Source organism: Pseudomonas sp. HP_14 (genome assembly GCF_055283875.1).
Genome location: NZ_JBTOQI010000007.1, coordinates 83,884 through 96,208, shown reverse-complemented (window position 1 = coordinate 96,208; position 12,325 = coordinate 83,884). Strand labels below are relative to the sequence as shown.

Below are 12,325 nucleotides of genomic sequence, written 5' to 3'. Positions count from 1 at the left end.
AACTTGTTGGCGAAACGCTGTGATGACCGATGCATATATGTCATCGGTTCGACCGCCTCGCCAACAAGTTGGCTCCTACAGGGATCGAGGCGCACTACTCGGGAATTCGCAACTGCTGCCCCGGATAGATCTTGTCCACATCCTTGAGCATCGGTTTATTGGCCTCGAAGATCTTCTGATACTTATTCGGGTCACCGTAGACCCGTTTGGATATGGCGCTCAGGGTGTCGCCTTTTTCGACGGTAACGAATTTCGCCTGAGTAGCCGCCGCGTTACCTGCAGTGATGGTCATCTGGTCATCGACCGTTTCCACACCCTTGATATTGCCCACTGTCAGCAGGATTTTTTCCCTCTCTTCCTGACTGGCAACCTCGCCGGTGACCGTAACCTTGCTGCCTTCCACGGTGGTATCGACATTAGGGTTGCCTAAGCCGACATCTGAAATGTGCTTCTTGAGCGCCTCGCCTGAGGCATTCGCATCGCCAGGCGTAATTGCGTCGAGGATTTTTTCCCCGGCCTCTTTCAGGAAACTGAAAATGCTCATGCGTGGTTCTCCTTGATTGTTATTGTCGGACCCAACAGACAAGGTTAGTCGTAACGAGCCCTCAGGAACCAACGTCCGACCGGCAGCCGACCGCCCATCCGACACATCAACAGGCTAGAATCACGCGCTTGCTGTGCCCAACGGAGCGAATATGGACATCAAACAACTCAAATTCCTGATCGCCCTCGATGAAACGAGGCATTTTGGCCAGGCCGCCGCACGTTGCAATATCACCCAACCGACCCTGTCGATGCGCCTGCGCAACCTGGAAGAAGAACTTGAGCTGCCACTGGTCGTTCGCGGGCAGCGCTTTGAGGGTTTTACTGCCCCGGGCGAACGCGTTCTGGCGTGGGCACGCACGGTATTGGCCGCCTATGACGGCTTGCAGGCAGAAGCAGCCGCCTGCCGGGGCAATCTCGTCGGCACCCTGCGCATGGGCGTAGTACCGTTGTCGAGCTTTGACCCGCTGCCATTATTGAGGCTGTTGCACGAAAGCCACCCTAACCTGCGTTTCGAACTGTCAGCGCTGAGCTCCGAACAGATACTCGAGCAACTGGCGAGCAACCGCATTGATCTGGGCGTTTCCTATATGGAACATCTGGACAGCGAACGTTTCGATTCCCTGACCCTGGCAGAAACCCGCATGGGGCTGCTTTATGATCATCGCCACTTCACCTTTGGCGATCGGCCGCTGACATGGGCAGACCTGATAGCGCTGCCGCTGGGTTTGCTGACCAGCGGTATGCACTTCCGCCAGTCCATCGATCACAACTTCCATAGCCGTGGTCTGCAGTTCAATCCGCTGCTACAGACCGATGCCGTTCATCAGTTACTTCAGGCCGTTCACGGCGGTTTCTGCTGCGCGATCATGCCGCTGGAGGGTGAACTGGAAAACCTGACCGAGGACCTGCGCCTGCAACCCATCGACGATGCCCGCACAATGGCGCGCCTGGGCATGATCATGCGGCGGGGTGCGCCCCGGTCAGTGCTGGCTGAAGCGTGTTTTGCGCTCTATCAGAAACTCAACGAAAAACATTGATCGACGTCATCTATCAGCGCATTGGAACTAGCGATTAGACGATATCCGACAAGAGGCCTAGTCTTGTGAGATGTCACTCTGCCGGTACGTTCCCATGCACGCCAAGCGAACGGTCAGTACGGCGCCCGCAGAACAATCGCCCGCGCCCGCCGCAAGCCAGCCCTACAGCTACTCCAACCTCGAACGCGATGTATTGGCGCCTGCCGATCTAGCCGAAGAAGTAGCCTTGGCCATTGCCTATAACGGCATCAGCCAGGCAGTCATGTTGGTCTCGCCGACTGACCTGGAGGACTTTGTCGTTGGTTTCAGTCTGGGCAGCGGCATCATTGCCTCACCGGATGAGATCTACGACATCAAGCTCAGCGGCTGCGGCTCTGCACAGCAGGCGGAAGTAGAAATCGCCAGCCGGGCGTTCTGGGACCTCAAACAGCAACGTCGGCAGATGGCGGGCACCAGTGGCTGCGGTTTGTGCGGCGTCGAAGCCGTTGAACAGGCACTGCCTGAACTGGACGTTTTACCGGGGGCGCCTTTGCCGCCCATCGAGTGGCTTGAAGGCTTGCGTCAGCGGATTGGTGAATTCCAGCCGCTGGGTCGTCACTGCGGTGCAGTACATGCAGCGGTCTTCATGGATAACCAAGGGAAATTGCTGTTGGGCCGGGAAGACATCGGTCGACACAACGCCCTGGATAAGCTGATCGGCGCCCTTGTGCGTCAGGAAATTCCAATAATCGGCGGCCTCGCCATCGTCACCAGCCGTTGCAGTCTGGAGCTGATCCAGAAAGTGCTGCGCGCGGGTATCCAGACGCTGGTCAGCTTGTCCTCGCCTACCGGCCTGGCCTTGCAATGGGCACGTCGTCATAACCTGAACCTAATTCACCTGCCGCAACACAGTGCGCCGCGGGTTTACAGTCCCGTGATGGAGAATCAAGCATGAGCCTGCATAAAGAAGCCGACCTCAAACCTACCCCGCGCTACAAGCCCTATAAAGGTGCCGCCGGCGGATGGGGCGCACTGATCAGCGTGACTCATGCCTGGTTGACCAGCGACAACGCACTGAAAAACCTGCGCATGATGCTCAAAACCAACCAGAACGGCGGCTTTGACTGCCCAGGCTGTGCATGGGGTGATTCGCCGGAAAGCGGCATGGTCAAATTCTGCGAAAACGGCGCCAAGGCAGTGAACTGGGAAGCGACCAAGCGTCGCGTAGACCCTTCATTTTTCGCCCGCTACAGCGTCAGCGCCCTGCGTGAACAAAGTGACTATTGGCTGGAATATCAGGGCCGTCTGACCGAGCCAATGGTGTATGACGCCGAAACCGATCGCTACAAGCCGATCAGCTGGGACGATTCTTTCGCTCTGATCGCCAAACACCTTAAAGCGTTGCCAAACCCGAACATGGCCGAGTTTTATACCTCGGGACGGGCCAGCAACGAAGCCGCTTATCTGTACCAGTTGTTCGTTCGCGCGTACGGCACCAACAACTTCCCTGACTGCTCGAACATGTGCCACGAGGCCAGCGGCGTTGCGCTGTCGCAGAGTGTCGGCGTCGGCAAGGGTACCGTGACCTTCGACGACTTCGAGCACGCCGATGCGATTTTCGTCTGGGGTCAGAACCCAGGCACCAACCACCCGCGCATGCTCGAACCGCTGCGTGAAGCCGTTCAGCGCGGTGCTCAGGTGGTGTGCGTCAACCCACTGAAAGAGCGCGGTCTGGAGCGCTTCCAGCATCCACAACACCCGATCGAGATGCTCACCAACGGTGACCGTCCGACCAACACGGCCTACTTCCGCCCGGCACTGGGTGGCGACATGGCGCTGCTGCGCGGCATGGCCAAGTTCCTGCTGCAATGGGAGCGCGATGCACAAGCGGCCAACGAGCCGTCGGTGTTCGACCACGCGTTCCTGAACGAACACACCCAAGGCGTGCTCGACTACCTGGCGACTATCGATGACACCCCATGGGAAAAGATCGTCGAGCAGTCTGGCCTGACGCTGGTGGATATCGAAAAGTCCGCGCGCATGTACCTCAAGGGCAAGAACGTCATCATGTGCTGGGCGATGGGCATCACCCAGCACCGCCATTCGGTCGCGACGATTCAGGAAATCGCTAACCTGATGCTGCTACGTGGCAATATCGGCCGTCCGGGCGCAGGCCTGTGCCCGGTGCGCGGTCACAGTAACGTGCAGGGCGACCGCACCATGGGCATCAACGAACGCCCACCGGCGTTCTTCCTTGATGCGCTGGAGCGTCGCTTCCAGTTCAAAGTACCGCGTGAAAATGGTCACAACGTGGTTGAAGCTATCCACGCCATGGCCGAAGGCCGCGCCAAAGTTTTCATCGCACTGGGTGGTAACTTCGCCCAGGCTACGCCGGACAGTGCCCGCACCGTTGCCGCCCTCAGCAACTGCGACCTGACCGTGCAGATCAGCACCAAACTGAACCGCAGCCACCTGAGCCACGGTAAAGAAGCGCTGATCCTGCCGTGCTTCGGTCGTACCGACATCGATATCCAGGCCAACGGCCCGCAAGCGGTGACCGTGGAAGACTCCTTCAGCATGGTTCACGCCTCCAATGGCCAGCTGCAACCGTCGTCTCGCCACATGCGTTCAGAGCCTGCGATTCTCGCTGGCATCGCCAACGCGACTCTGGGCAAGCAGCCGGTTGACTGGCTGTGGCTGGTGGAAGATTACAACCGCATCCGCGAGCTGATCGCCGACACCATTCCTGGCTTCAAGGACTTCAATCAGCGCCTTGAACATCCAGGTGGCTTCTACTTGGGCAACGCCGCAGGTGCCCGTCGCTGGAACACTGCGACCGAACGCGCCAACTTCAAGCCCAACATGCTGCCGCTTGATTTGATACACGCCAGCGTGCGCTCCACGGGTCAGGAACCGGATCTGATCATGCAATCCATGCGTTCCCACGATCAGTACAACACCACTATTTATGGCCTGGACGACCGCTATCGCGGCGTGAAAGGTCAGCGTGACGTGGTGTTCGTCAACGAGGCCGATATCGTCCGTCTGGGCTACCAGCCAGGGCAAAAGGTCGATCTGATTTCGATCTGGGGTGATGGCCGCGAGCGTCGCGTGAAGAACTTCACCTTACTGGCCTTCGACATTCCGGCTGGGCAAGCTGCGGCTTACTACCCGGAAGTTAACCCGCTGGTACCGCTGGAAAGCGTCGGCGATGGCAGCAGCACGCCAACCTCGAAGTTCGTGGCGATCAAACTGGAGCGTTCGGCTGATTCAGCACGGATTGTTTGATTAGGGTTTAGCCTGATCCCAGAGGAACACACTACCTCTGTAGGAGCTGCCGAAGGCTGCGAATCCCGTTGTGTCAGTGATGATGCAATCGCAGCCTGCGGCAGCTCCTACAGAAGCCTTTTCAAACGAACAAAAAAGGCCCGTTTCGCGAGAAACGGGCCTTGATCAAGTAAGCTCAGACTGTCAAAACATACTTAAGTTCCTTAGCAAAAACAGTAACTTAGCTATTTGTGTACCAGTCGTGTTACTCGTCGGATTTGCGTTGCCACAATCTCGGCAGAACCTCAGGATCGGCGCCGTCATCCCTTTGAGGTTCATTGCATGAAGTATTCCTCGATTCTGTTGTTGTCACTCACTCTGGCCAGTGGTCTCGCCTCAGCAGGCGGTACGGTTGAGTCGGGCGTGGGCGGTGCATTGGGTGGGGTACTCGGTTCGGTTGTCGGCCAACAACTGGGCGGCAACACAGGTGCAGCGATTGGCGCAGGCCTGGGCGGTGCAGGTGGCGCTGCCGTGGGTGCCGACCGTCGCAATCGTACAGAAGCAGCCATAGGCGGCGGTCTGGGCGCTGCTGGCGGTAACGTAATTGGTCGCAGCGTGGGCGGCAGCACGGGTAGCCTGGTCGGCGCAGCCGCAGGTGGCGGTGCTGGTGGTGCATTGGGTAACTACATGGGCAACGAAAGCCGCGCCGACGAACGTGATAACCGTCGCTATCGCGGTGACCGTGGTCCGCGCGGACATGCTCATGGCCATCGCAAAAACAAACACCACTACCGTCATCGTTGAGTGACGTATTGACCTGACAAGCACACTGGCCGCCCATGAAGCGGCCAGTGTTGTTTTCACACCGCTAAAACCTGCAGCGCCTCGCGGAGCGTTTCAGGGATGGATACCGGCAGATTCGACGCCCTGTCGACAAACACATGAACGAAACGCCCCGCCGCACAGGCCTCATCTTCGCCTGCCCTGAACACCGCAAGCTCGTACTGCACCGAGCTGTTGCCCAGCTTCGCAACCCGCAAGCCGACCTCAATCAGGTCGGGATAGGCAATCGACGCGAAGTAATCACACGAAGAACTCACCACAAAGCCCACCACCGAACCGTCATGAATATCCAGCCCGCCGCGCTCGATCAGGTAGGTATTCACTGCGCTGTCGAAAAAGCTGTAGTAGGTCACGTTGTTCACATGGCCGTAGATATCGTTGTCGTGCCAACGCGTGGTGATGGGCTGGAAGTGGCGGTATTCGGTGCGTTGCGCGGTTGTGTTGGTCATAGAGCTCTCTTGTCGTAAGTTGGCATCTGTAGGAGCTGCCGAAGGCTGCGAAGATTATTTGTCTGACACACAGCGCTCGCAGCCTTCGGCAGCTCCTACAACTATTCAGAGTGGATATTAACCCGCACCCAATCCCTGACCGCCGCATACGGATAATCCTCCAGTTGACCAAAACCAGGGATCCCCCGCGCTTTGAGTTTGGTGAATAACGGCACGCTGATGCCACACAGGAATCGAGTCACGCAATCGGCACTCGGAACATGGTCTCTGTACTCCTGATGTTTGAGGATGAACGCACCGCACAACTGCTCGAAGCTCTGCGCTTCCAGCGGTGCCAACGCAGGAGGCTCCGGCAGCCGCGCGACATGTCCGGCACATACCGAACAATGTCCACAGCGGCGTGGCGCCTTGTGATCACCGAAGTAATCCGCCAGCCGACTGCTTAAACATTGCTCACTGGCGAACAGTTCAAGCATCGCATGGATCCGCTTAACCTCCGAGGTCTCATGCTCGCTGAAATACTCATGCAGCTCGACACTAAGCGCCTGAACATCAAAATCGGTGACGAGCAGGCTGTAGACCTCAGTCATCTGCTTGCTTTCCAGCTCGATCCAGCCTTTCTCCTGAAAGTAGTCCAGCGCCGTAACCACCCGCCCACGCTCAGCCTGGTACTGCTGATACATTGCATCGAAATCCACCGTTGCCCAGGTTCGCGCCCGCGTGGACGTCGCAACCAAAGCGTCTACAAACTGCCGACGCTCCCCTTCGAAACGCTGCACCAGCGCCTCCGTCTCGATCAGGAACTTGAAGCGGTACTCCGCAAAATACGCATAGCGTGGCGCGATAATGCCGCGCAGCTCCAGCTGCACCAACAAGGTTTTCAGCGGCAGTTGGCGAATATTGGCCTGCTCCGCCAATGGTCCAAGCAAAAATTCCCACTGCCCTTGCGCGCCAGCATCCAGTAAATCTTCAAGGACATAACGAATGCCGAACAACTCCGGCGTGTCGCCGTAAACGAAGTTTTCCAGCACATTGAGGCTGTCGCGATTGGCCAACACAAGGCAATCAGAGGGAGCGCCGTCACGCCCGGCGCGGCCGATTTCCTGGCTGTAGTTCTCAATGGATTTGGGCAGATCGAAATGCACCACGTTGCGGATATCGCTCTTGTCGATGCCCATGCCGAAGGCAATGGTTGCCACGATGCAATTGAGCTGGCCGTCCATAAACTGTCTTTGGATAGACTCGCGCTGATCGTGGGGCAACCCGGCGTGATAAGCACTGGCAGCAATACCGTTCTGCGCCAGGTGCGCAGCGGTGTACTCGGCGGTTTTCTGCAGCGTGACATAGACGATCGTCGGTTGATCGGGCTTGGCGCCCAGCCACTCCACAAGTCGCCGTCGCTTGTCCCACCCTGTCACAGGTTCGACCCACAGATTCAGGTTAGAACGATAGAACCCCGTGGTGACAACGTCCTGCGGCTCGATGGCAAACTTGGCCTGCATGTCGTCAATGACCTGCGGCGTGGCGGTGGCAGTGAGCAGCAACGCCTGAGGGATATTGAATTCGCGCTGGTAGTCCGGAAGCTTGAGATAGTCAGGTCGAAAGTTGTGGCCCCATTCAGAGATACAGTGCGCTTCGTCTACCACCAACAAGGAAATCGGCACCTGCGAGATAAAGTGGCGAAAGCGCTCATTCTTCAACCGCTCCACGGAAATCATCAGGATCTTCAGCTCACCTGAGCGCGCCCGAGCCATGACCTGTGCAACGTCATCACGGCTCTGCGCTGAATCGATACTGGCTGCCGAAATACCGTGGCGCTGTAAAAACGCCAACTGATCCTGAATCAGCGCCAGCAACGGCGAAACCACTAATGTCAGGTGCGAAAGCATCAGCGCGGGCAGTTGGTAACACAGTGACTTACCCGACCCCGTCGGGAAAATCGCCGCTGCAGAGCGGCCTGCCAATACCGCACTGATGGCCGCCTCCTGCCCCGGACGAAACTCTGAATACCCGAAAACCTGCTCAAGACGCTTGTACATAAGCTGCCACTCCATTGACCTCGACCAAGGTGCGAGACCTTAGCGCGGTCAGCCTGGTCAGAAAACAACCAAAGCATTACAAAAATGAATAAGGATACAGACAACAGCTACTAGCAAAAGGCTATTTACCCGGTTTAACCTCTCGCCCATCACGCAGCGTCATCATCAAGGCGAAAGGAACAGGAATGGAATCCAGCGACCAATCACGCGACGATGGGCTTACCCATATAGAGCGTCTGACGCCCGGCAAGGTCGATATCGTACTGGGCGCGCATCCAGGGAAACGCAGACCTGTAAACCGCACGAAGGGTCGCGGCTACTCGTCGCTGGTTATTCCGTTGGCCATAGCAGGATTAGGTGCCTATCTGCTTTTTCCTCGGGCAACACCACTTCCAGCCGCACCTCGACCAGTAATCGAGCAGGTTGCCGTCGCGCCTGAACCTGCGCAAGCCTTGATCGAAACCCCGCCACAGCCCGTTCCAGCTTCAGCTGTCGAGCCGTATCTTGGCCCTAACGTGGTTAGACGAGAACTACCCCCCCCAAGCGCCCAGCCGCTTGATGAATGCATGAAAAATGGCAACGTGATCGACGAAAATGTCCTCAATTGTCGCTTCGGCCAAGTGCCACGGCCTACCGAGCGCGAGCCAGCCAAAGGCATGGTGTCATCCAGCTACATGGCGGACTTCAAATCAGACCTTTCCCGCCCTCATTCTGAACGGTCAACGAGAGCCTACAGCGTCGCAAGTGTCAGCTTTCGCGCTGTGGACAGTCGCAGTCGTTATCACGCGGATTTTCGAGTGCTCAATAACCGCGTCGACAACAGCAGTGTGTGCATGAACTTCAGCAAAGGCAGCGTCGAAAAGCGCGAATGCCGCCGCGCTGCCGTCGTGTTCTTCAAGGAATCCTGCCTGGAATGGACCAAACGCGCCGCCAGAGACCGGGATGAACAAAGCAAGCAGACTCAGGAACGCTATTGCGAGGCGAACAGGACCTTTGAGGCGGGGTAGTACAAAGCTCAATGAAATACTAATCCTGTAGGCGCTGTCGCAAGCTGCGATAGCGATGTATCAGCAAGAATGCTTTTGCAGCCTGCGGCCGCTCCTACAAAACGTCATTTCAAATAAAATTGTTTTGATTTGTTTGATGAGGCCCATCTGCCAGCAGCGATATCCAGTTAAACCGGACAGCCAACAACATCAAGTAACAACGCACTTGAGCACCCGTAGAAATACTCTTCTAATCTGCTCCGTACTCATCAAACACGGAGGTTTCTCATGAGTGTAGTTACGATATTCTTTTGCGGCACAGGCTCTACCAAATACGACACCCTGAATGACAACTACTGGAGCGGAGAATTAGTCTCGACTCTGGCCGCTAACATGACCAGCAGAGAGTTCGCTGACTGGATTGTTATTGATGGCCCCGGCAGTGGCAATTTACAAGCAGATGAGCTGTTCACTGAACCTAAAGGTTACGGATGGACGGGCACGGCCTTTGGTAAAGGCTGGTATGAAAATGTTCAACATGCAGTAAACCTTATCAAAGGCAAGGCAGACTGGAAACGAACCAAGCTGACAGAGGCTGAATACAACAAGTTAAAAGCATCGGGCGTACCGATTCAGGATGTCGAAACAGAAGGGTCATGGCTGTGGCGGCACTATGATTACGGCAACCGCAAAATTAGCCAGCAAGACCTGCAAGAAAAAATCATCAAAACCTTCCGCAAGGGCGGGCTCATCCCGTCTCAGGTCAATCTGGTAGGTTGGAGCCGTGGTGGTGTCAGCTGCCACATGCTGGCGAATGCCATGGCGGGCGATCCGGCTCTGCGTAATATTCCGGTCAACATTTTCGCGGTGGATCCAGTGCCGGGCACTGGGAACTTTCAGCTTGAAAAGGTCAGCTTAGGGAAAAACGTCAAAGAATACGTCGGTTTTTTCGCTCGGGATGAAAGATCAAAAGGCTTCGCCTGCGTTATCCCGAAGACAGATCCAGCAACCAAGGTCAGTATTTATCCAATGGCTGGCCGACATGCAACTTTGGTCGGCAATGCCTCCCTCAAAGGCTCCGACGGACCGGGTTCTTTAGTAGAAGCTGGCAATCTGGTCAGACACTATGCAGAAGTATGCCTGACGCGCTGGGGCACGCTTCTCGGCAAAAAGCTGAACTTGTCTGCAGCTGAAATCAGTCGCCTGCATCAAAGTATTGTTATGCATGAATCCAAATTCATAGCGATGCGCAAGATTTCATATACCGTACTGACAGAGTCCAGTAAGGATGAGCGTTATGTCAGTCATGGCGATAAAGGAGCTAATTTTTCCTCATTAACCGGTAAAACGTTCGCGCCTCAGGCAGGCTTATCCGCTTCACTGGCCAAAGGTAATGATGCCTACAGCCATATTCATTGAGTCAAATTGAAACCGGGCTGATTAACGACAGCTTCTTTTCAATAAAAAACCGCCCCAACGGGGCGGTTTTTTGTTCAACCAGTCCGAATTACAACTGCGGACCCGCTGCCTTGATTGCGTCGCTTACTTCGAACTTCTTGAAGTTCTCGATGAACAGACCGGCCAGTGCTTTGGCAGCCTCATCGTAAGCAGCTTTGTCAGCCCAGGTGTTGCGAGGGTTGAGCAGCTCGGTTTCAACGCCCGGTACGGCCAGTGGCACGTCGAGGTTGATGGTGTCCAGGTGCTCGGTGGCTGCGCCGATCAGTGCGCCGCTCTGAATGGCTGCAATCACACCACGAGTGGTCGGGATGTTGAAGCGCTTGCCAACGCCGTAGCCGCCGCCAGTCCAGCCGGTGTTAACCAGATAGACCTTGGAGCCGAAACCGCGGATGCGCTTGATCAGCAGCTCTGCGTATTCGCCAGCCGGACGCGGGAAGAACGGTGCGCCGAAGCAGGTGGAGAAGGTCGACTTGATGCCGCTGCCCGAACCCATTTCAGTGGAGCCAACCAGGGCGGTGTAGCCCGACAGGAAGTGGTAAGCCGCTTGCTCTTCGCTGAGGATCGACACTGGCGGCAGCACGCCGGTCAGGTCGCAAGTCAGGAAGATCACAGCGTTCGGCTCACCACCGAGGTTTTTCTCGGAGCGCTTGGCAACGTGCTCCAGCGGGTAAGCGGCGCGGCTGTTCTGAGTCAGGCTGACGTCGGCATAGTCGGCGTGCTTGGTGGTCTCGTCGATGACGACGTTTTCCAGTACTGCACCATGCTTGATCGCTTTCCAGATGACAGGCTCGTTCTTCTCGGACAGGTCGATGCACTTGGCATAGCAACCGCCTTCGATGTTGAACACTACGCCTTCACCCCAGCCGTGCTCGTCGTCACCAATCAGGTAACGGCTTTCATCAGCGGACAGAGTAGTTTTGCCGGTACCGGACAGACCGAAGAACAGAGTTACATCACCCTCTTCGCCGATGTTGGCAGCACAGTGCATTGGCAGCACGTCAGCGGCTGGCAAAAGGAAGTTCTGCACGGAGAACATGGCTTTCTTCATTTCACCGGCGTAACGCATGCCAGCGATCAGAACTTTCTTTTGCGCGAAGTTGAGGATTACGCAACCGTCGGAGTTGGTGCCGTCACGCTCTGGAACGCATTCGAAGTTGGCGACGTTGAGAACCTGCCACTCCTGACGGCCAGCCGGGTTGTACTGGGCCGGATTAATGAAGAGGCAGCGGCCAAACATGTTCTGCCAGGCAGTCTGAGTGGTCATTTTCACAGCCAGGTAGTGGTCTTCTGCAGCACCTACATGTACGTGTGAAACGAAATGCTCTTGCGCGTTGTTGAACGCTTCAACGCGATCCCACAGTGCGTCGAATTTGTCAGCCGGGAACTTGCGGTTGATCGGGCCCCAGGCGATTGCGTCCTGAGTAGTAGGCTCTTCAACGATGAAACGATCGACCGGCGAACGGCCAGTACGATGGCCTGTTCTCACAACCAGAGCGCCAGTGTCGGAAAGTTCGCCTTCGCCGCGGGCAAGCGCTTGCTTGACCAGGTCGTCGATGCTCAGATCGGTGTACACAGCGTTATTGGTTTGAGTCATGAGGGTCCCCGTCGGCCAGTGGCCGAGTGCTCCAAACGGTTTTGTAGTAAAAAAACAACCACTACTACAGCGGAAAAGTGGGCCGGATTATGCCAGAAAAGCCCAAGATTGGTAGGCCTCCCGTCAG

Annotated in this window: 10 protein-coding genes; 6 read left to right on the top strand and 4 right to left on the bottom strand. The window is 56.5% G+C overall.

All coding sequences use genetic code 11. The features are described 5' to 3' along the window. Positions 1–94 precede the first annotated feature (94 nt). Entirely contained in the window at positions 95–544 is a 450-nt protein-coding gene (lysM, locus tag ACYASS_RS07240; RefSeq protein WP_463585620.1) for a peptidoglycan-binding protein LysM, read from the bottom strand. A gap of 151 nt (positions 545–695) precedes the next feature. Here lysM and ACYASS_RS07235 point away from each other — a divergent pair, with 151 nt between their 5' ends. The 4 genes from ACYASS_RS07235 to ACYASS_RS07220 all read left to right on the top strand — a co-directional run bounded on the left by ACYASS_RS07235 (position 696) and on the right by ACYASS_RS07220 (position 5,633). Then, positions 696–1,583 carry a LysR family transcriptional regulator gene (locus ACYASS_RS07235; protein WP_463585619.1) on the top strand — a complete coding sequence of 296 codons (888 nt, stop codon included), beginning with the start codon at positions 696–698 and terminating at the stop codon, positions 1,581–1,583. A gap of 94 nt (positions 1,584–1,677) precedes the next feature. Next, positions 1,678–2,517 (top strand): formate dehydrogenase accessory sulfurtransferase FdhD, encoded by an 840-nt coding sequence (gene fdhD / locus ACYASS_RS07230; RefSeq protein WP_463585618.1) that lies wholly within the window; start codon positions 1,678–1,680, stop codon positions 2,515–2,517. Continuing rightward, positions 2,514–4,850 (top strand): FdhF/YdeP family oxidoreductase, encoded by a 2,337-nt coding sequence (locus ACYASS_RS07225; protein ID WP_463585617.1) that lies wholly within the window; start codon positions 2,514–2,516, stop codon positions 4,848–4,850. The genes fdhD and ACYASS_RS07225 overlap by 4 nt, the downstream gene beginning before the upstream one ends. A 321-nt stretch (positions 4,851–5,171) precedes the next feature. Further along, positions 5,172–5,633 (top strand): YMGG-like glycine zipper-containing protein, encoded by a 462-nt coding sequence (locus ACYASS_RS07220; RefSeq protein ID WP_463585616.1) that lies wholly within the window; start codon positions 5,172–5,174, stop codon positions 5,631–5,633. Positions 5,634–5,689: 56 nt separating this feature from the next. Here the strand turns inward: ACYASS_RS07220 and ACYASS_RS07215 are convergent, their stop codons facing one another. Together ACYASS_RS07215 and ACYASS_RS07210 are read right to left on the bottom strand one after the other, a co-directional pair. Then, complete coding sequence (locus ACYASS_RS07215) at positions 5,690–6,121, bottom strand: acyl-CoA thioesterase (RefSeq protein WP_463585615.1); 432 nt, start codon at positions 6,119–6,121, stop codon at positions 5,690–5,692. Positions 6,122–6,222: 101 nt separating this feature from the next. Further along, positions 6,223–8,160 (bottom strand): RecQ family ATP-dependent DNA helicase, encoded by a 1,938-nt coding sequence (locus ACYASS_RS07210; protein ID WP_463585614.1) that lies wholly within the window; start codon positions 8,158–8,160, stop codon positions 6,223–6,225. A gap of 185 nt (positions 8,161–8,345) precedes the next feature. Here ACYASS_RS07210 and ACYASS_RS07205 point away from each other — a divergent pair, with 185 nt between their 5' ends. Next, positions 8,346–9,167, top strand: a complete 822-nt coding sequence (locus tag ACYASS_RS07205; protein WP_463585613.1) for a hypothetical protein — start codon at positions 8,346–8,348, stop codon at positions 9,165–9,167. A 267-nt stretch (positions 9,168–9,434) separates the two neighbouring features. Further along, a complete protein-coding gene (locus ACYASS_RS07200) occupies positions 9,435–10,565 on the top strand; it encodes a hypothetical protein (protein WP_463585612.1) in 1,131 nt (376 codons plus the stop codon). An 88-nt stretch (positions 10,566–10,653) separates the two neighbouring features. Here the strand turns inward: ACYASS_RS07200 and ACYASS_RS07195 are convergent, their stop codons facing one another. Then, complete coding sequence (locus ACYASS_RS07195; protein WP_463585611.1) at positions 10,654–12,198, bottom strand: phosphoenolpyruvate carboxykinase; 1,545 nt, start codon at positions 12,196–12,198, stop codon at positions 10,654–10,656. Positions 12,199–12,325: the final 127 nt, after the last annotated feature.